Annotated in this window: 17 protein-coding genes and 1 pseudogene; 4 read left to right on the top strand and 14 right to left on the bottom strand. The window is 66.4% G+C overall.

All coding sequences use genetic code 11. The annotated features are described in order from the left end of the window. Positions 1-16: 16 nt before the first annotated feature. Positions 17-1,312 (bottom strand): citrate synthase, encoded by a 1,296-nt coding sequence (locus KDD17_RS07925; protein WP_212706043.1) that lies wholly within the window; start codon positions 1,310-1,312, stop codon positions 17-19. A 117-nt stretch (positions 1,313-1,429) separates the two neighbouring features. After that, positions 1,430-2,836 (bottom strand): glutamate--tRNA ligase, encoded by a 1,407-nt coding sequence (gltX, locus tag KDD17_RS07920; protein ID WP_212706042.1) that lies wholly within the window; start codon positions 2,834-2,836, stop codon positions 1,430-1,432. A 114-nt stretch (positions 2,837-2,950) separates the two neighbouring features. Here gltX and KDD17_RS07915 point away from each other — a divergent pair, with 114 nt between their 5' ends. Further along, entirely contained in the window at positions 2,951-5,068 is a 2,118-nt protein-coding gene (locus KDD17_RS07915) for a ComEC/Rec2 family competence protein (RefSeq protein WP_212706041.1), read from the top strand. 166 nt (positions 5,069-5,234) lie between these two features. Here the strand turns inward: KDD17_RS07915 and lexA are convergent, their stop codons facing one another. The 8 genes and pseudogenes from lexA to KDD17_RS07875 form a co-directional block, all read right to left on the bottom strand. After that, positions 5,235-5,927, bottom strand: a complete 693-nt coding sequence (gene lexA, locus KDD17_RS07910; RefSeq protein WP_212706040.1) for a transcriptional repressor LexA — start codon at positions 5,925-5,927, stop codon at positions 5,235-5,237. Positions 5,928-5,996: 69 nt separating this feature from the next. Next, positions 5,997-7,168, bottom strand: a pseudogene (locus tag KDD17_RS07905) (molybdopterin molybdotransferase MoeA). Then, the gene (locus KDD17_RS07900) at positions 7,165-7,695 is read right to left on the bottom strand and encodes a GIY-YIG nuclease family protein (protein WP_212706038.1); all 531 of its coding nucleotides are present in this window, start codon (positions 7,693-7,695) and stop codon (positions 7,165-7,167) included. Before KDD17_RS07900 ends, KDD17_RS07905 begins: the two are co-directional and overlap by 4 nt. Positions 7,696-7,697: 2 nt before the next feature. Next, the gene (gene moaC, locus KDD17_RS07895; protein WP_284438389.1) at positions 7,698-8,171 is read right to left on the bottom strand and encodes a cyclic pyranopterin monophosphate synthase MoaC; all 474 of its coding nucleotides are present in this window, start codon (positions 8,169-8,171) and stop codon (positions 7,698-7,700) included. Next, on the bottom strand, positions 8,171-8,986 hold the full coding sequence (gene trpC, locus KDD17_RS07890) for an indole-3-glycerol phosphate synthase TrpC (protein ID WP_212706037.1): 816 nt from the start codon (positions 8,984-8,986) through the stop codon (positions 8,171-8,173). The genes moaC and trpC overlap by 1 nt, the downstream gene beginning before the upstream one ends. Then, positions 8,983-9,645: a uracil-DNA glycosylase gene (locus KDD17_RS07885; protein ID WP_212706036.1), complete on the bottom strand. Its 663-nt coding sequence runs from the start codon at positions 9,643-9,645 to the stop codon at positions 8,983-8,985. Before KDD17_RS07885 ends, trpC begins: the two co-directional genes overlap by 4 nt. Further along, complete coding sequence (trpD, locus tag KDD17_RS07880; protein WP_212706035.1) at positions 9,638-10,654, bottom strand: anthranilate phosphoribosyltransferase; 1,017 nt, start codon at positions 10,652-10,654, stop codon at positions 9,638-9,640. The genes KDD17_RS07885 and trpD overlap by 8 nt, the downstream gene beginning before the upstream one ends. Beyond that, positions 10,651-11,232: an anthranilate synthase component II gene (locus tag KDD17_RS07875; protein WP_212706034.1), complete on the bottom strand. Its 582-nt coding sequence runs from the start codon at positions 11,230-11,232 to the stop codon at positions 10,651-10,653. The genes trpD and KDD17_RS07875 overlap by 4 nt, the downstream gene beginning before the upstream one ends. Positions 11,233-11,428: 196 nt before the next feature. Here KDD17_RS07875 and KDD17_RS07870 point away from each other — a divergent pair, with 196 nt between their 5' ends. The 3 genes from KDD17_RS07870 to KDD17_RS07860 all read left to right on the top strand — a co-directional run bounded on the left by KDD17_RS07870 (position 11,429) and on the right by KDD17_RS07860 (position 14,153). Then, on the top strand, positions 11,429-13,126 hold the full coding sequence (locus KDD17_RS07870; protein WP_212706033.1) for a divergent polysaccharide deacetylase family protein: 1,698 nt from the start codon (positions 11,429-11,431) through the stop codon (positions 13,124-13,126). 80 nt (positions 13,127-13,206) lie between these two features. After that, positions 13,207-13,827 carry a hypothetical protein gene (locus KDD17_RS07865; RefSeq protein ID WP_212706032.1) on the top strand — a complete coding sequence of 207 codons (621 nt, stop codon included), beginning with the start codon at positions 13,207-13,209 and terminating at the stop codon, positions 13,825-13,827. Next, on the top strand, positions 13,824-14,153 hold the full coding sequence (locus KDD17_RS07860; protein WP_212706031.1) for a hypothetical protein: 330 nt from the start codon (positions 13,824-13,826) through the stop codon (positions 14,151-14,153). Before KDD17_RS07865 ends, KDD17_RS07860 begins: the two co-directional genes overlap by 4 nt. A 14-nt stretch (positions 14,154-14,167) precedes the next feature. Here KDD17_RS07860 and KDD17_RS07855 read toward each other — a convergent pair whose 3' ends face one another. From KDD17_RS07855 to KDD17_RS19130, 4 genes are read right to left on the bottom strand one after another with little or no spacing between them, the layout of a single operon-like run. After that, positions 14,168-14,890 carry a hypothetical protein gene (locus KDD17_RS07855; protein WP_212706030.1) on the bottom strand — a complete coding sequence of 241 codons (723 nt, stop codon included), beginning with the start codon at positions 14,888-14,890 and terminating at the stop codon, positions 14,168-14,170. A gap of 50 nt (positions 14,891-14,940) precedes the next feature. After that, positions 14,941-16,452: an anthranilate synthase component I gene (trpE, locus tag KDD17_RS07850; protein ID WP_212706029.1), complete on the bottom strand. Its 1,512-nt coding sequence runs from the start codon at positions 16,450-16,452 to the stop codon at positions 14,941-14,943. Then, positions 16,452-17,696 (bottom strand): peptidylprolyl isomerase, encoded by a 1,245-nt coding sequence (locus KDD17_RS07845; protein WP_348541500.1) that lies wholly within the window; start codon positions 17,694-17,696, stop codon positions 16,452-16,454. The genes trpE and KDD17_RS07845 overlap by 1 nt, the downstream gene beginning before the upstream one ends. Continuing rightward, entirely contained in the window at positions 17,582-18,280 is a 699-nt protein-coding gene (locus KDD17_RS19130) for a SurA N-terminal domain-containing protein (protein ID WP_348541490.1), read from the bottom strand. Before KDD17_RS19130 ends, KDD17_RS07845 begins: the two co-directional genes overlap by 115 nt. Position 18,281 lies beyond the last annotated feature (1 nt).

The following is an 18,281-nucleotide window of genomic DNA, read 5'->3' as shown; positions in this document are numbered from 1 at the left end:
ACCGGGGCTTTCTCGCTTAGCGTTTTTCGATGTCGGTGTAGGACCGGATGTCGGAGCCCTGATAGAGCTGCCGGGGCCGCCCGATCTTGAGCTGCGGATCGGCAAGCTGTTCTTTCCACTGCGAGATCCAGCCGACGGTGCGCGCCAGCGCAAAGATCGGCGTGAACATCGAGGTGGGGAAGCCCATCGCCTCGAGGATGATGCCCGAATAGAAATCGACGTTGGGGAACAGCTTTTTCTCGGAGAAATACGGATCCTCCAGCGCAGCCTTCTCCAGTTCCTTGGCGACCTGCAGGATCGGGTTGTTCTCGACGCCAAGCAGCTCCAGCACCTCATCGGCGGATTGCTTCATCACCGTCGCGCGGGGGTCGAAGTTCTTGTAGACGCGGTGGCCAAAGCCCATCAGGCGGAACGGATCATCCTTGTCCTTGGCGCGCGCGATGAATTCGGGAATGCGGTCGGGCGTGCCGATTTCCTTGAGCATCTCCAGACACGCTTGGTTGGCACCGCCGTGCGCGGGCCCCCACAGGCAGGCGATCCCGGCGGCGATACAGGCAAACGGGTTCGCGCCCGAGGAGGACGCCAGACGCACGGTCGAGGTCGATGCGTTCTGCTCGTGATCGGCGTGCAGGGTGAAAATCCGGTCCATCGCGCGGCTCAGGATCGGATCGACGTTGTAATCCTCGGCGGGTACGGCAAAGCACATGCGCAGGAAGTTCGACGCGTAGTCCAGATCGTTGCGCGGATAGATGAACGGCTGACCGATGGTGTATTTATAGGCCATCGCGGCAATCGTGGGCATCTTGGCGATCAGGCGGATCGAGGCGACCTCGCGCTGGTGCGGATCGTTGATGTCGGTACTGTCGTGATAGAACGCGGACATCGCGCCGACCACACCCACCATAACGGCCATCGGGTGCGCGTCGCGGCGGAAGCCCCGGAAGAAATTCATCATCTGCTCGTGCAGCATTGTGTGATTTGTCACGAGGCTTTCGAATTCTTCCAGCTGCGCGGGGGAGGGCAGCTCCCCGTAAAGCAGCAGATAGCAGACTTCGAGGTAATGCGATTTTTCCGCCAGCTCGCCAATCTGGTAGCCACGGTGTGTCAGGATCCCTTCGGTGCCGTCGATGAAGGTGATCGTGCTGTCGCAGGCCGCGGTCGAGGTGAAGCCGGGGTCATAGGTGAACACGCCGGCCTGCGCGTAAAGCTTGCGAATGTCGATCACATCGGGACCGGAGGTCGGGGTATAGACCGGCATCTCGACCGTCTTTTCCCCAATCGTGAGCGTTGCTGTCTTGGTGCTGTCGGCCATGTCCGTCCCCTTCTAGGTTGGCTGTCGAAGGGCGTGGCCCCCCGTCTGTATGCCCGGCGTCTCGGGCGCCCGGTCTTGTGTATCTACCGCAATCTTAATGACAGATTGACGACTGTCTCAACCGCTTGCGGCGTCATTCAGGCGGGCACGGGTCTCATCGGGCCCGAGCACCAGCATCATATCGAAAACCGAAGGTGTCACGGCACGTCCCGCGAGGGCTGCGCGCAGCGGCCCGGCAAGTTTGCCGAATTTGGTGTCCCGGTCGGCGGCAAAACCGTTCAAGACGTCTTCGAGCGTTTCTCGTGTCCAGCTAACATCTTGCAGCTGCGGCGTCAATTCTCCCAGTATACCACGGGATACCGTATCAAGGTGCTTTGCCGCTTTCTCATCCGGTGCGATGGGGCGCGAGGCCAAAACAAATTCCGCTTTTTCAAGGAGTTCCGGAAATGTCTTTGCGCGTTCTTTGAGGCAGTACATCGCCCGCTCCAACCCGTCCGACTGTGCGGGCGTCAGCGCGGGTTTGTTGGCGGCAGCCAGATAAGCCTCGATTTCGTGCCGCAATGCAGCGTCATCCGCAACAGCGATGTGCTGGCCGCAGATATTCTCAAGCTTCTTGAGGTCAAACTGGGCGGGCGCGCGGCGGATGCCGTCGATATCGAACCACTCCTTGGCTTGTTCGTCGGTGAAAAATTCATCGTCCCCATGGCTCCACCCCAGTCGGGTAAGGTAGTTGCGCATGCCAGCCGCCGGATAGCCCATCTTCTGATATTCATCCGCGCCCAGGGCGCCGTGGCGCTTGCTGAGTTTCTTGCCGTCGTCGCCGTGGATCAGCGGGATGTGCGCCCAAACGGGCACATCCCAGCCAATGCCGTGATAGATCATCATCTGCCGCGCCGCATTGTTGAGGTGGTCGTCGCCCCGGATCACATGGGTCACGCCCATGTCATGGTCGTCGACAACCACGGCGAGCATATAGACGGGCGAGCCATCCGAGCGCAGCAGGATCATGTCGTCAAGCTGCGCGTTGTCGATGGTCACATCGCCCTGAACCGCGTCGCGGATCACGGTCTCGCCGCCTTCGGGCGCCTTGATGCGAATGACAAAGGGGGTGTTTTCGGGATGATCGGCGGGATCCGCATCGCGCCAGGGCGAGCGGTAAAGCGTGCTGCGCCCCTCGGCGCGTGCGGCTTCGCGCGCGGCCTCTATCTCCTCCTGGGTGGCAAAGCATTTGAAGGCGGCCCCGTTTTCGAGCAGCTGATACGCCACCTCGGCGTGGCGGGCGGCCTGTTCGTGCTGGCTGACCACTTCGCCGTCGTGATCCAGTCCCAGCCAGTCGAGCCCCTGCAAGATCGCCGCCGTCGCCTCGGGCGTATAGCGCACACGGTCCGTATCCTCGATCCGCAGAAGGAATTTGCCCCCGTTGCCGCGCGCGTACAGCCAGTTGAACAGCGCCGTGCGCGCGCCGCCGATGTGCAGATAGCCCGTGGGCGAGGGGGCAAAGCGGGTGACGATCTGGGCGCTCATGCGGGGCTCCTTTGGGATGTCGGTGGTTAACCCTTCGGCAATATTTACCATTTGGTAACCAGTCGGGGCGTAGGTTTGGGCCTGTCTATCCAGTGCGGGGAACGGGGGCAAGCGATGGGGCTGATTGCCCGTTTCGAAAGCGTGATGGCCGGGCAGCGTGGCGCGCTGTTCGGCTGGGTGCCGGTCTGTCTCGCGATTGGCGTTGGCCTTTATTTTGCGCTGCCGGTGGAGCCTTCGATTCTGGCGCTGTGTACCGCCGCCGCCGCCCTGATCGGCGCCGGTGTGGTGGCGCCCCGGATCGGGGAGGGCGCGCGCCCGCTGTTCATCGCGGGTGTGCTGATCCTGGCGGGCGGCGTGATTGCGGCGGGCCGGGCGCATCACGTTGCAGGGCCGGTTCTGGAATTTCGCTACTACGGCGCCATCGAGGGGCGTGTCGTGGCCGTCGACCGCAGCCAATCCGACGCGCTGCGCCTGACGCTCGACCGCGTACGCCTCGACCGGGTCACCCCCGACCGCACGCCCGCGCGCGTGCGCATCTCCCTGCACGGCGACCGCAGCCAGGATGCCCGTGCCGAACCCGGCTCGGCGATCATGATTACCGGACACCTCAGCCCGCCGTCTGGCCCGGTTGAGCCCGGCGGCTTTGATTTTCAACGCCACGCCTGGTTTGCTCGGCTTGGCGCGGTCGGCTACGCGCGTAGCCCGCTGATGGCCGCGGGCGGTAGCGTTGACGGGATGCGCGTGGGGCGCGTGCGGGCGGCGGCTTCCCAGCGGATCACGACCGCGCTGCCCGGTGATATCGGCGGATTTGCCAGCGCCATCACAACCGGGGATCGTTCGGCCATCAGCCAGGACGCTCTGGAGGATCTGCGCGCCAGCAACCTTGCGCATCTGCTGGCGATTTCCGGTCTGCACATGGGGCTGATGTCGGGCGTGGTGTTCGCCGCGCTGCGGCTGTTGCTTGCGGCCATACCGCGCGTGGCGCTGCGCTGGCCCACCCGTGCCATTGCCGCGGGCGGCGCGTTGATCGTCGCCGCCGGATACCTTGCGCTGTCGGGGGGCAATGTCGCCACCCAGCGCGCCTTTATCATGGTGGCCGTCGCCCTGTGCGCGCTGATGATCGGCCGTCGCGCCATCAGCCTGCGCGCCGTCGCCATCGCCGCCGTCATCGTGTTGATCCTGCGGCCCGAGACACTGTTCAGCCCCGGTTTCCAGATGTCCTTTGCCGCCACGACCGCGCTGGTGGCGGTGTTTGGCCTGATCCGCGACCGGGGCTGGCGCCTGGGTCCCGCCTGGATCCAGCCCGCCGTTGCCGTCTTTATCTCCTCGGCGGTGGCCGGGCTCGCCACCGCGCCGGTCGCCGCCGCCCATTTCAATGCCATTGCGCAATACGGGCTGATTGCAAATCTCGCCTCGGTGCCATTGATGGGGGTGCTGGTGATGCCGGCCGCCTTGTTGGCCGCCGTGCTGTCACCGCTGGGGCTGGAATGGATCGGGCTGGAGATCATGGGCCTTGGCCTGCGCTGGATCCTCTTTGTCGCCGGGCTTGTCGCCGATCTGCCCGATGGGCGCCGCTTTGTCCCGAGCCCGGATCCGCTGGTGCTGCCGCTGTTCGCACTGGGGTCATTGCTTTTGATGCTTTGGGTCGGTCGGATGCGGTGGGCAGGCGGGGTGGTCGTCGCAGCATCTTTCGTGCTGTGGGCGCAGACCGATCGGCCCGATCTGCTGATCGACGCGGAGGGCAAGCTGGTCGGGCTCATGACGCCGGAGGGGCGCGCGCTCAGCCGGGACCGCGCGGGCGGCTTTGTTGCCCGCAATTGGCTGGAAAACGATGGGGAACGTATCGCGCAGGACGTTGCCGCGGCGCGTTGGCAGGCGCCCCCGGGTGTGGCGCATCTGACCGGCAAACGGGCCGCTGCGGCCTTTGTCGGCTGCCGTGCGGGGGAGCTGGTTATCAGCAATACCGTGCTTGAGGCACAGGATCTGCCCTGCCACGCCCACGACCCGAAACGACTGCGCACGACGGGTGCGGTGGCCTACCGCCTGGGGCCTGACAAGAAATGGATCCTGCACGCGACCGCCCGCGGCGCCGCGGGAGAGCGGCTTTGGACCCGGTGGGAAGGACAGCGCAAAACCCAGCGTTTGACCTTCACGGCGCTGCGCGAGAGGTTTCTGGGGGCCGGCGCACCGACCGGCCAGATCGCCCTACGAAACAATACCGGTGAGCCATAGCGAGGACGCCCGGTTCAAAAGCATGGGCAAAGGCAGCCCGCAGCCAAGCGCTCATACACATTGAGACACTCTAGCTGGTGCGTCCGGCGCCCAATCCGCGCAATGGCGTGATGGGGCGCCGCTGGGCCAGATCAAACGGCGCACGGCCGCTTGAGCGGTGCATTGCTCAGTAGCTGCGGATCAATCCGACCAGACGGCCCTGAACCTTTACCTGATCGGCGGGCAGCACGCGGGTCTCGAACGCGGGGTTCGCGGCCTCCAGCGCAATGGCGTCACCGCGCCGTTTGAAGCGTTTGAGCGTTGCCTCCTGATCCTCGACCAGGGCCACGACGATATCGCCGTCATCCGCCACGGAGGTTTCGCGGATCACCACGACATCACCATCGTTGATCCCGACCTCGATCATCGATTCACCTTTGACCTCCAGCGCGTAATGCGCACCGGATCCGGCCAGCATCGACGCGGGCACCGTCACGCCGCGCACCCGCTGATTGATCGCCTCGATGGGGACACCGGCGGCAATCTTGCCCATAACGGGCAGCTCCTGAGCCTCGATCGTGACGACGGGCTGGGCAGCGGGGGGCGGCGGTGTGTCGGGCAGATCCCCGTCGATGACGCGCGGGGTAAACCCGCCGTCGGTCATGCTGTCGGGCAGCTTGACCACCTCAATCGCGCGCGCACGATGCGCCAGACGCCGGATGAAGCCGCGCTCTTCCAGCGCTGTGATCAACCGGTGGATGCCGGATTTTGACCGCAGGTCAAGCGCCACTTTCATCTCGTCAAAGCTCGGCGGTACGCCGTCGCGCTGCACCCGTTTGTGGATAAAGGCGAGAAGATCGAGTTGTTTCTTGGTCAGCACAATGCGCTCCCATCCCTGTTTTGTTCTATTTTGTTCTAGGGATGTTCCATTTTTCTGTCAACGGCTATATCAGATCGGGATGATCTCGACAGTCTCGCCCGCGCGCGCGGCGGGGCATGGGGCGGACGTACCAACAGGGCGTCGGCCTGTGACAGGACGCCCAGCAGCGCGCTGTCCTGACGCGGTAGGGGGGTGACGCAGCCTGCGGCAAGCGTGGCGCGCATGTAGTGTTCGCGCGGGCCCCCTTCGGGCATGTCGGTGGCAAGCGGCGCCGTCTGGCGCGGAGCCGGATGCGCGCCCAGGCCCAGCATCGCGCGGATCATCGGCGCCACAAAGATCGTGCCGCACACCATGGCAGAGACGGGATTGCCCGGCAGGCCGACCATCGGGGCATCGCCCAGACGGCCCGCCATCAGCGGTTTGCCGGGGCGCATCGCCACCTTGTAGAACGCCTGTTGCATTCCCAGTTCCGCCGCCACTGGCGCGACAAGATCGTGATCGCCCACGGACGCCCCGCCAATCGTGACGATCAGATCAGCGGGCTGTGCCAGCTCGAACCCGCGCCGCAGCGACGCGGGCGTGTCGCGCGCCACGGGCAGCAGCCTCACCTCGGCGCCCGCATCCGCCAGCAGCGCGGCAAGGCCGTAGCTGTTGGAGGCGATGATCTGATCGGGGCCGGGATCCTCCCCGGGCTGCACCAATTCATCCCCGGTGGCGAGGATCGCGACGCGCGGTCTGCGCACTACCGGCACGATGGCAATGTTCATCGCGGCCAGAAGGGCGATATCGGCAGGGCGCAGCACGCGCGGCCCGCTCAGCGTATCGCCCGCGTGGAAATCGCCGCCGGCGGGGCGAATATTGTCTTTGTCGCCAATGCTATGGCCAAGGGTGATCAGATCGCCGCGCCGGGTTACATCCTCTTGTATGACGACAAAATCCGCGCCCTGCGGCACCGGCGCGCCGGTAAAGATGCGCACCGCCTGACCGGCTTTGACCGTCCCCTCAAACCGGTGGCCCGCCGCCGCCTCGCCAATGACCTTAAAAAGCGCGTCCGGCTCCACCTCATCGCGCCGCAGCGCGTAGCCGTCCATCGACGAGGCGGCAAAGGGCGGCTGGGTGCGCCGGGCAGTCACATCGCATGCCAATGTGCGCCCGGCGGCGGCGCGCAGGGGCACTTTCTCGGTCTCAAGCGTGTGCGTGAGCGCAAACAGCGCGTCCAGGGCTTCGGCGACGGAGATCACGGGGCGGCCTCGTTCAACTGATCCGCTTCCCACTCGGCGTAGGTCTGGCCGGTGTCGCGATGGCGCCAAGCGGTGCGCCCGTTGGTGGATCGGCCATTGATGACGGCGCCCGCCGCCGAGGGGCTTGAAAAGGCATGATTGCTTTGAAAAACAGCGTGCGCCCCATCGAGCATCAACATTCCGTTCTCTACCAAACGGCTTTCGATGTATTTCGCGTGCACCTTTTGGAGCAAATCGCCCGTGGTGCCGATCAGGATCGCGGTTTCCCACCAGTCCTTTTGCGCGGCGTGGTTGCGCATCCGCTCGGACAGGGTTTCGGCCTCTCCGATATAGGCGAGCGGGCCGTCATCGCCGTCGCCCAACAGGACATAGACCCCGGTGCGTGCGGCCTCGGGGCGGGTCAGCGCCTCGCGCAGGCGGGTGCGCGGAAACCGCAGCACGTGGCCTGTCCAGTTGAATACCTCAGCGGTCAGCATCCCGTCGGGCAGCCCGTCGATAAAGAACAGCTCAAGCGAGCGCGCCCGCACGTCTATTCCGCCTCGAAGCGGCCGGATTTGCCGCCATCCTTGAGGGTCACGCGGGTGCCACCGATCTCCATGGTTTTGTCCACGGCCTTGCTCATGTCGTAGACGGTGAGGGCGGTGACCGACGCGGCGGTCAGCGCCTCCATCTCGACACCGGTCTGGCCGGTGGTCTTGACCGTGGCGGTGATGCGGATGCCGGGCAGATCCGCGTCGGGCGTCAGATCGACGGAGACCTTGGTGATCGGCAGCGGGTGACACAGCGGGATCAGCGTCGAGGTTTGTTTGGCCGCCATGATGCCCGCGAGACGGGCCACGCCCAGAACGTCGCCCTTTTTCGCGCGGCCTTCGGTAATGATATCAAAGGTTTCGCGCTGCATCTTGATCCAGCTTTCGGCGGTCGCGATCCGGGCGGTCACGGCCTTGTCCGAGACATCGACCATATGCGCGTGACCGTCACCGTCAAAATGCGTGAGCGCCATCAGACCCCTCCGCCGCCGGTCAGCGGGTTGGCGAGGATCTGCCGCGTGGCGGTTGTCACGTCGTCCTGCCGCATCAGGCTTTCGCCGATGAGGAATGTGCGCGCGCCGAAACGCGCCATATCCGCCAGATCATCCGCCGTGCTCAGCCCGCTTTCGCACACGATCATGCGGTCGCCGGGGATCATCTTGCTCAGCGCGCGGGTGGTGTCGAGCGTGGTCTCGAAGGTGTTGAGGTTGCGGTTGTTGATCCCGATCATGCGGCTATTGAGGTGCAGCGCGCGCTCCAGCTCTGCGGCGTCATGCGTCTCGATCAGCGCGTCCATGCCGTAGTCGGTGGCGGCGGCCTCAAGCTCTTCGGCCTGCGCGTCGGATACGCTGGCCATGATGATCAGGATGCAATCGGCGCCAAGCGCGCGCGCCTCGGCCACCTGATAGGGGTCGTACATGAAATCTTTGCGCAGGGCTGGCAGCTCGCAGGCGTCGCGGGCGGCGGTCAGAAATTCCTTTGCGCCCTGAAAGCTGGGCGTGTCGGTCAGCACCGACAGGCAGGTGGCCCCGCCCTTGGCGTAGGCGGCGGCGAGCGTTGCGGGGTCGAAATCGGCGCGAATGAGCCCTTTGGACGGGCTCGCCTTCTTGATCTCGGCGATCAGCCCGTAGCCCTCGCGCGACGCGCGATAAAGCGCATCGGCAAAGGGGCGCACCGGGTCCGCGGCGCGCGCGGCGGCGTCAACGTCCTCGAACGTGCGCTGCGCCTTGTCGGCGGCGATTTCTTCGAGTTTGTAGGCTTTGATCTTGTCTAGGATGGTCTGGGTCATGGGGCCTCCGGGTCGCCCCAGTTTATGGCGGCGTGGCCCTGCGACTGCAACCACGCATTGGTGCGGCTGAAGGGCCGTGCGCCCAGGAAGCCACGGTAGGCCGAGAGGGGCGAGGGGTGGGCGGTTTCGATCTTGAGGTTGGTGTCGGCGTCGACATCGCGCGCGGCCTTTTGCGCAGGCGCCCCCCAGAGCAGATAGGCGCGGGGCCGGTCCGCCAGCCGGTCAAGGATTTGCGCCGTAAGCGCCTGCCAACCCAGCGCCGCGTGCCCTTTGGCCACGCCCTGCGGCACCGTCAGGATCGTGTTGAGCAGCAGCACGCCTTGATCGGCCCAATCGTCCAGATCGGTGCGGCTGCGCGGGGTGCCCAGATCATCCGCGATCTCTTTGAAAATATTGCCAAGACTGTCGAGCCTGCCGCCAAACCCTTGCGGGATCGAAAACGCCAGCCCGTCGGCCTTGCCCGACGTGTGGTAGGGGTCTTGCCCCAGGATCACGACGCGCACGGCATCGGGCGTCACCCGTTCGAGCGCGTGAAACACCACCGGCGCGGGCGGCAGCGTCGGGCGCGGATCGGCGGTAAGCGCCACCTCGATCCCCGGCAGCGTGTCGGTGAAAAAGGGCAGGGCGGCCCAGTCGCCCAGCCCGCCGGTGTCAAGCATTCTGGGTGATGCGCGCCACGGCCTCGATCTTGTCACGCGCGGCGCCGCTGTCGATGCTTTGCGCGGCCATGGCGACACCTTCGGGCAGGGTGGCGGCCGCCCCCGCGATTTTCAGCGCCGCGGCGGCGTTGAGAAGGACGGCATCGCGATAGGCCGAGGCCTCGCCATCCAGCAGCGCGCCAAAGGCGATGGCGTTTTCCTCGGGCGTGCCGCCGACGATTGCTTCGAACGGGTGCACGGGCAGGCCCGCGTCTTCGGGATGGATCTCGAAATCGGTGACGGCTCCGTTCTCCAACGCCGACACCCAGCTGACGCCGGTGATGGTCAGCTCATCCGTGCCGTCCGATCCGTGCACCAGCCACGCAGCCTCCGATCCCAGCGCCATCAGCGTCTCCGCCATGGGGCGGATCAGATCGCGGCGGTAGGCGCCGGTCAATTGGCGTTTGACGCCTGCGGGATTGGTGAGCGGGCCGAGGATGTTGAAGATCGTGCGTGTGCCCAGCTCGCCCCGCGTTGGCATCACATGGGCCGTCGCCGGATGGTGCATCGGCGCCATCATGAAGCCGATCCCGGCCTCGCTCAGCGCGCGTTCCACCACCGGCGCGCCGACCATTGTTTTCACGCCCATCTGCGTCAGCGCATCCGCCGCGCCGGATTTCGAGCTGAGGTTGCGGTTGCCGTGCTTGGCCACGACCGTCCCGGCCCCCGCCACCACAAAGGCCGTCGCGGTCGAGATGTTGAGCGTGCCCTTGCCGTCGCCGCCGGTGCCCACGATGTCCATCGCCCCCTCTGGCGCGCGCACCTTGTTGCATTTGGCGCGCATCACGGCGGCGGCGGCGGCGTATTCATCGACCGTCTCGCCGCGCGTGCGCAGCGCCATCAGCAGCCCACCGATCTGGCTTGGCGTGGCCTCCCCCGCGAACAGGATGCCAAAGGCCTCTTCGGCCTGCGCGCGGGTCAGCGGCCCGTCGGCGGCGGCGTCGATCAGGGGTTTGAGGTGCTCGCTCATGCCGGCTCCTTCACGCAGTCGAGAAAGTTCTGCAGCATCCGGTGCCCGTGCTCGGAGCGGATGGACTCAGGGTGGAACTGCACGCCGTGGATCGGCAAGTCGCGATGCTGCAGCCCCATGATGGTGCCGTCCTCCAGCGCCGCGGTGATCTCTAGGCAGTCTGGCAGGCTCTTCCGCTCGACAATCAGCGAATGATAGCGCGTGGCGGCAAAGGGCGTCGGCAGCCCGGCAAAAACGCCGCGCCCGTCGTGGTGCATCTGACCCAGCTTGCCATGAACGATATCATCTGCGCGCACGACCCGCCCGCCAAAGGCTTCGCCAATCGTCTGGTGGCCCAGACAGACGCCCATCAGCGGGATGCGGTGCGTGGCGGCGGCGCGTGTCAGCTCAAGGCAGATACCCGCCTGCGCCGGATCGCAGGGGCCGGGCGACAGCAGGATGGCCGAGGGCCGCAGCGCCAGTGCCTCGGCCACGCTCAGCTGATCGTTGCGGTGGATCGCCATTTCGGCGCCAAGCTGCCCAAGGTAATGCACCAGATTATAGGTGAAACTGTCGTAATTATCGATCAAGAGCAGCATTGGCGGACAAACTTCGCAAAAGGGCTAGAGGTCATACCGCGTCGCACGGTATAGTATGCTTAAATGGTCAGGCTTCTCCTGCGGGGTCAAGGGGCTGGACCGGCCTCAAGCAGCGTAAACCGGCGCAGAAAGCCCGGAAATCCTGTGCAGGGACGGCGAATGAGACGACGGCAGTATTTTGATCAAGGTGGATGGCATGGCACATAGCGTGTTGAGCGGGATCGGATTGGGCGCGGTATTCAGCCTCGCGCTGGCGGGGGCTGTCTCGCTTTTGGTGCCGATCACCCCGCAGACGCCGCCCCAGACCGGCGGGGCAGAGGGCGTGGCGCCCGCTGCCGTGCCCCCCGGAGAGGCCGCCCCGCGCCCGGTGGCCGAGGCGCCGCGCCCGCTGCCCGCGCAGCCGCAGGTCAGCCTGCGCGCGCCGGTCGAGCCTGCCGCCGAGCCCCCCGAGGAGCCCGCCGCCGCAGCGCAGCCGCCCGTCGTGGGAACTGCGGTGCCCGCGCCGGTGACGGGCGCGCCCACCACGGATCAAACCAGCCCGACCGCGCCCACGCCAGAGGTGGCACCGGCGCGCACCGCTGCGGCCCCACGTCCCGATGTGCAGCAAAGCGTCGAGGCCGCGCCGGTCATTCCAGCGCGCCCTGCCGTGCCGCAGACCGGCCCCGCCGGTGATCTGACCCAGCCGCGCCCCTTGCCGGATGGCGTGATCGCCCGAAGCGAAGGGGATGCGCCCGTGCTGCCGAACCCGCAGGCGCTGGCGCCGATGCTGCCGGACGGCACGCCCGATCCCGACATCTCGACGGAGACGGCCGCGCTGCCGGAGGCGGACGCCGGTGAGGAAAGCTTTGTACTCGTCCCGCAGATCCCCGCGCCCGAAGAGGACGCGCCCGCAGCGACGGCGGAGGCGGAGACCGCACAGCCGCCGAACGATACGCCTGAAACGGCGCAGACCGCCGAGGCACCGCAGCAGCCCGATACCGAGCAGCCCGATACCGCGCAGACCGAGACCGACGAGCCCGAGACCGTCGAGACCGCGCAGACCGTGCTGCCCCGTGTCATTCCCGCGCCGGGCAGTGCCGGTGTCGCCCAGCGTGACGGCGACCGTCCGCGCATCGGTCGCCCCGCAACGACGTTGATCGCCCCCGATCCTGCGGACACCGGTGCGGCGCCCGCGGTTGCCGATGTCGTGCAGGATCCGGCCACCCTGCCGCCGATCCAGCGCTTCGCGGCAGAATTTGCGAACCCGGACGACAAACCCCTGATGAGCATCGTGCTGATCGACGACGGCGCCCCGCAGGATGCCGATGACATCGGATTGCCCGCGCTGGCCAGCTTTCCCTATCCGATCACCCTCGCCATCGACGCCGATCTGCCGGATGCGCCACAGCGCATGGCGCGCTACCGCGCCGAAGGGTTCGAGGTGCTTGCCATGGTCGATCTGCCGCCGGGGGCGCGGCCCACGGATGCCGAAGTCTCGCTTGGCGTGGCGCTGGCCGCCTTGCCCGAAGTGGTGGGCGTGCTCGACGGGACCGGTGCGGGCCTGCAAAGCAGCCGCGAAGTGGCCGATCAGGTGACCGCCATCCTCAAAAGCGAGGGCCTGGGGCTGGTGGCGCAAGGCAAGGGGCTCGACACGATGCCCAAGCTTGCGGTGAAGGAAGGCGTGCCTGCCGCGCCGGTTTTTCGTGATTTTGACAGCGAAGGGCAGGACGCCCGCGTCATCCGGCGATTCCTCGATCAGGCGGCGTTCAAGGCAGGGCAGGAAAACGGCGTCGTCACCCTTGGCCGTCTGCGCCCCGAGACGATCAAGGCGCTGCTGGTCTGGGGATTGGCGGACCGCGCGGGCCGCGTGGCGCTGGCCCCTGTCTCGGCGCTGCTGCGCGCGCGGGTCGAGTAACCACGCGATTGTGTGCGCCCGGCGCTTGCCGACACGCGCCCGGCGCCCCTAGGGTGGTACACATACACAGGAGAGACAGCATGCGGATGCGCAACAGATTTCTGGCATTGGTTCTGGGCGGGATGCTTGCCGCAGGAACGGCGCAGGCCTGCGCGTTCCACGGCTACACCCCGAACCCGACGCTGGTCGATGTGCTTTTGAGCACCGAACAGGTCGCCATCGTAAAGCGCAGCGCCGCCGATCCGCGCGGCTACGATCCCGTGGCGACGCTTGTTGGTCCGGAATTGACCGACGTGCCCCTTGGCGTCGGCCCCGAGGCCGCGATCCGGCTCAAGGCGCAGCCGGGGGCAAACGTGCTGATCGCGCGCGATGGCTCCTACGGGCCGTGGGTCGAGATTGCGGTGATGGACGACCGCTATCAATCCATGGTCGAGGATGTGATGGCGCGCCAGTCCGACTGGCAATTGGGCGAGGAACGCGCGCGGCTTGCGTTCTTTGCCCAGCGGTTGACCGATCCAAACGCCGATATCCGCTATCTGGCCCTGCGCGAGCTGGATCGTGCGCCCTACGGCATGCTCAAGCAGCTTGATCTGCCGCCGATGCCCGACCTGCGCGCCGACATCGAAGGGGGGATCCGTCGCTTGTTCCGATCCGCATTCTGCTGGCTGGCCTGTCGGGGGATCGTGGCCTTGCGCCGATGATCGCCTCGGGGCTGGCCGTGGCGGTGGGCAACGATATCCCCTTCATGGGGGCCTACGCCACCGCCCTCATAGAGCTTGAGGGTGCGGCGGGGGTTGGCCGGATCATCAACGGCCATCTGAAGTCGGGCCGTATTGATGCGCTCACCGGGGAGCGGTTGCTGGAAGCGCTTGCGTTGCAGCAGAAGACAGCCGCAGGCCCGCTGCGCAATACGATCACGCGTGAAGTGGCCACTTTGGTGCGCGAAGAGCCGCTGTTTGCGGGGGCCGCCGCGCGGCAATTCGGCTACGGCGGGCGGTGGCGCCCGGACCGGACTGCGGACCGTTAGGGCCGGGGCGGGTCTTAAGGTGCTGCACGACCGTCGGGCCGCCACCGGCGTCGCATCCATTTGAGGATCGCACCGAAAAATGCCGCAATGCTGCACAGTCCCCCGACAACACTGACCCAATACAGGATGTCGTCGCGATAGCGCGTGAACAGGCCGCGCGTGTCCGGCTCGGCTACGATGGCAAAGGTGATCCGGGGGTCGCCAACACCCAGCCGCGCGCTTTTGACAGGCCCCAGTTGCCTGAGGTGCACATAGCCGGTCATCAGCCCGTTGGGCAAATTCTCTACCGTGACATCCCACGTCGGGGCGAGCGTATCCGGAAGCGGCATCGGCCCCTTCGGCAGCAGTTGCGACGCGCCCGGCAGTTCCAGTTGAACCTGGTAGAGACCGGCGAACCAGCCGGGATCAAGCACGGTCTGCGGGTCAGGCGGGGCGAGCGAGATGGTCAGCGCAAACGGAACGCCCAGCATCGGCGGCGACGGTTCGGTCGTCACCTTTCGGGAAAGCTGCGTCATGCTGTCGTGCTGCCACGCCGGGATGGAAGGCTGGTGGGCGTTCCAGCCAAACGGTTCCCAACGTTGCACGGGTGCCAACGCCTTGACCGCAAGCGGCGCTCCGGTGGGGGCCACGGATTGGGCTGCGCCGACAAGCCCGATCAGCCCGATGCCAATCGCGCCCAGCGTCGCGGCGGACGCGGTCGCGTAGAAATCAGCGAGCCGGTGGAAAAATCTGCGCATGTCTGGAGATCTCCGATCCCGCGACCCTAGCCGGTGGCGGGCACGCCAGTCTAGCCGTTGCCGCTGCCGCCAAAGCGCGCGGCATCTTCGGCCGCGCGGCGGATCGCGCCGGATTTATGCACCGTCTCCATGAACTCGGCCTCGGGGTCGCTGTCGTAGACGACACCGCCGCCGGCCTGAATATACAGGGTTTCGTCCTTGATGACGGCGGTGCGCAGGGCGATGCACATGTCCATGTCGCCGCCCGCGCTGAAATAGCCGACGCCGCCGCCGTAGATGCCACGCTTTTCCGGTTCCAGCTCGTCGATGATCTGCATCGCGCGGACCTTGGGCGCGCCCGACACCGTGCCGGCGGGCATCCCGGCAAAGAACGCATCGAGCGCGTCCTTGCCCTCGTCCAACTCCCCCACCACGTTCGAGACGATGTGCATCACATGGCTGTAGCGCTCGACGATGAATTCCTCGGTGGGGTGCACCGTGCCGATCTTCGCCACGCGGCCCACATCGTTGCGGCCCAGATCGAACAGCATCAGATGCTCGGCCAGCTCTTTCTCGTCGGCCATCAGATCGGCCTCCAGCGCGCGGTCTTCCTCGGGCGTCGCGCCGCGCGGGCGTGTGCCCGCGATGGGGCGGATTGTGACCTCATTGCCAAAGACCCGCACAAGGATCTCGGGGCTGGCGCCGACGACATGGAAGCCGCCAAAGTTGAAATAGAACATGAAGGGCGACGGATTCGTGCGCCGCAGGCTGCGATAAAGTGCAAAGGGCGGCTGCGGGAACGCCTGCGCCCAACGCTGGCTTGGCACGACCTGAAAGATGTCTCCGGCCTTGATGTATTCCTGCGCGCGGCGCACCGCGTCCTTGTAGCCGTCTCGGGTAAAGTTGCTGACGGGCTCGGGCACCGGTGCGGCCTCCCCCAGATCGCGGGTGGCACTGGCGGGGGAGCGTTCGAGATCGCGCACCGCGTCCATCACCCGCTCCGCCGCCTGCGCGTAGGCGGCGCGCGCGGTTTGCCCGTCGGTGACCCAGGCGGGGGAGACGACCGTGACCTCGCCCTTGACCCCGTCGAGCACGGCAATCACCGAAGGGCGCAGCATCACCGCATCGGGCAGACCCAGCGGGTCGGGGTTCACATCCGGCAGCCGTTCCACTAGCCGGATCATGTCATAGCCGAGATAGCCGAACAGGCCCGCGGCGGCCTGCGGCAGATCCTCGGGCAGCTCGATACGGCTTTCCGCGATAAGGCTGCGCAGCGCGTCCAGCGGCCCCCCATGCATCGGCGTGAAAGCGTCGGGATCATAGCGCGCGGCACGGTTGACTTCGGAGGTCTCGCCCCGGCAGCGCCAGATCAGATCGGGTTTCATCCCGATGATCGAATAGCGCCCGCGCACCTCCCCGCCGGTGACGGATTCGAGCATGAAGGCGTTTTCCGCCGCCCCCCCGAGTTTCAGCATCAGCGAGACGGGCGTGTCGAGATCGGCGGCAAGCCGGGTATAGACGATCTGCGGGCGGCCCGCGTCATAGGCCGCGCGGAACGTCTCGAAATCCGGGGTCAGCGCCATTACTGGAAGTTCACGTTGACGGCGTTGACCGCGCGCTGGTCGATGTTCTGGCCCGCACGTGCCAGCGTATCGTCGGCAAAGATGTTGAACAGGGCGCGCGCCAGCGCCTCGTTCTGCTGGTTGCGCAGCTCACCCACCAGTGCCTGCGCCTCGGCGTTGTCGGCGGCGGGGGTGATCGCATCGAGGCGCACCAGAACGGCGCTCGCGTCGCCGGGCAGGATGCGGGTTTTGCCCGGCTCCATTTCGAACACGGCGGTCATGAAGCCCTGCGGCGTGCCGGTGATGAAGCCGCTGCGGTCCTCGCCGGTGACGACGCGGGTTTCAAGGCCCTGTTCGGCCAGCGGGGTGTCGGCATCGCGGGCGGCTTCGGCGCGGGCCACCAGCGCCTGTGCGATCTGATCGGCGCGCCAGGCTTCGGTCACGTCATCCGCGACCTCGTCAAAGGTTGCGTCGCGCTCGGGCAGGCTTTCGTCAAGGCGGATGGCAAAGATGCCGCCGTCCTCCAACTGGTCGATCTGCGCAAAATCGCCCTCGGTCACGTCGCGCGCGGCGCGGCGGAACGCTTCATAGGCGGCGATGCCCTCGCTGGTGTCGGCGGTCCAGTCGATCTGGCCCAGTGTCATGTCGGTTTCTTCGGCCAATTGCTCCAGCGTGGCGCCGCCGGCGAGTTGGTCGTCGAAGTCCTCGGCCAGTGCTTCGACCTGACGGATGGCGCGGTCGGTGGCGAGCGCATCGCGCAGCTGTGGCTCGGCCTCTTCAAAACTGACGGTCTGCGCGGGCAGCACGGCGTTCACGCGAAAGAGCGCGGGGCCAAGGCCGCTTGGCCCTTCGACCACATCACCGGCTTCGGCCGTAAAGACAGCGTCGGCAGCGGTGCCCAGATCGGTGCGGGCGACATCGCCCAGATCGACGTCCTGCAAGGCCAGACCGCGCTCTTCGACCAAGGCCTCGAACGTGGTGCCATTGACCTCAAGGGCCGCCAGCGCCTGATCGAGCGCGTCCTGATCGCTGAAGACCAGACGTTCCACCAGACGGCGTTCGGGCTGATTGTATTGCGCGTCGCGCGCGGCGTATTCGGCGCGCAGCTCGGTTTCGGGCAGCTCGATGCTGTCGACGATGTCGGTGGGGTTCAGCCAGGCGTAGGTGATCCGCTTGGTCGCGGGCAGGCGGAAATCATCGGCATTTTCCTCGAAATACGCCTTGAGCGTGGCGGTGTCGGGGGCGGCGATCTCTTCCTCCAGCATGGTCTCGTCGAACCGCACCCAGGTGAAATCGCGCGTCTCGCCGACGTAGTCAACCAGTGTCTGCGCGTAGGCGGCGGGCATTTCGACGCCGGACACGATGGCCCCTGAATGAGTTGGCGCGCGGCTTCCTCGCGCAGGCCGGTCTCAAACTCACCCTCGTTCAGGCCCGCGCTTTGCAGCGCCTGGGCATAGCCTTCGCGGTCGAATTCACCGTTGATGCCCTGGAACGCGGGGATCTCGACGATGCGTTCGCGCAGGGCCGCGTCCCCGATGGACAGGCCGATCTGCTGGGCCTCATGATCGAGCGCGCGGTCGCGCAACAGGCGTTGCAGTACGGCACGGTCCAGCCCCAGCTGTTGCGCCTGCGCGAATGACATGGGCCGCCCGGCCTGCTGGCTGATGACGCGCAATTCCTGCTGCAATTCGCGTGCATAGGTGTCCGCGCCCACGGGCATCTCGCCCACGGAGCCGATGGTGCGGATGTTCCCGCTGAGGTTCACAGCACCAAAGCCGCCAAGGCCAAGGAACAACAGACCCATCAGGATCCACATGGCGGTTTTCGACAGGCTCGATTTCTGGGCCATC

Origin of the sequence: Sulfitobacter albidus (assembly GCF_018200035.1) — a bacterium.
GTDB lineage: Bacteria > Pseudomonadota > Alphaproteobacteria > Rhodobacterales > Rhodobacteraceae > Sulfitobacter > Sulfitobacter albidus.
The sequence above is the reverse complement of the archived record's forward strand: the minus strand, read 5'-3'. Positions and strand labels throughout refer to the sequence as shown.

Bases quoted from the DNA above. Each gene is read 5' to 3' on its own strand.
- KDD17_RS07875 (WP_212706034.1), bottom strand. From the start codon at position 11,232: ATGCTGCTCTTGATCGATAATTACGACAGTTTCACCTATAATCTGGTG.
- trpD (WP_212706035.1), bottom strand. From the start codon at position 10,654: ATGAGCGAGCACCTCAAACCCCTGATCGACGCCGCCGCCGACGGGCCG.
- KDD17_RS07855 (WP_212706030.1), bottom strand. From the start codon at position 14,890: ATGCGCAGATTTTTCCACCGGCTCGCTGATTTCTACGCGACCGCGTCC.
- KDD17_RS19130 (WP_348541490.1), bottom strand. From the start codon at position 18,280: ATGGCCCAGAAATCGAGCCTGTCGAAAACCGCCATGTGGATCCTGATG.
- trpC (WP_212706037.1), bottom strand. From the start codon at position 8,986: ATGACCCAGACCATCCTAGACAAGATCAAAGCCTACAAACTCGAAGAA.
- KDD17_RS07870 (WP_212706033.1), top strand. From the start codon at position 11,429: ATGGCACATAGCGTGTTGAGCGGGATCGGATTGGGCGCGGTATTCAGC.
- KDD17_RS07845 (WP_348541500.1), bottom strand. From the start codon at position 17,696: ATGCTGGAGGAAGAGATCGCCGCCCCCGACACCGCCACGCTCAAGGCG.
- KDD17_RS07915 (WP_212706041.1), top strand. From the start codon at position 2,951: ATGGGGCTGATTGCCCGTTTCGAAAGCGTGATGGCCGGGCAGCGTGGC.
- KDD17_RS07925 (WP_212706043.1), bottom strand. From the start codon at position 1,312: ATGGCCGACAGCACCAAGACAGCAACGCTCACGATTGGGGAAAAGACG.
- moaC (WP_284438389.1), bottom strand. From the start codon at position 8,171: ATGGCGCTCACGCATTTTGACGGTGACGGTCACGCGCATATGGTCGAT.
- KDD17_RS07885 (WP_212706036.1), bottom strand. From the start codon at position 9,645: ATGCTTGACACCGGCGGGCTGGGCGACTGGGCCGCCCTGCCCTTTTTC.
- KDD17_RS07865 (WP_212706032.1), top strand. From the start codon at position 13,207: ATGCGGATGCGCAACAGATTTCTGGCATTGGTTCTGGGCGGGATGCTT.
- gltX (WP_212706042.1), bottom strand. From the start codon at position 2,836: ATGAGCGCCCAGATCGTCACCCGCTTTGCCCCCTCGCCCACGGGCTAT.
- KDD17_RS07860 (WP_212706031.1), top strand. From the start codon at position 13,824: ATGATCGCCTCGGGGCTGGCCGTGGCGGTGGGCAACGATATCCCCTTC.
- trpE (WP_212706029.1), bottom strand. From the start codon at position 16,452: ATGGCGCTGACCCCGGATTTCGAGACGTTCCGCGCGGCCTATGACGCG.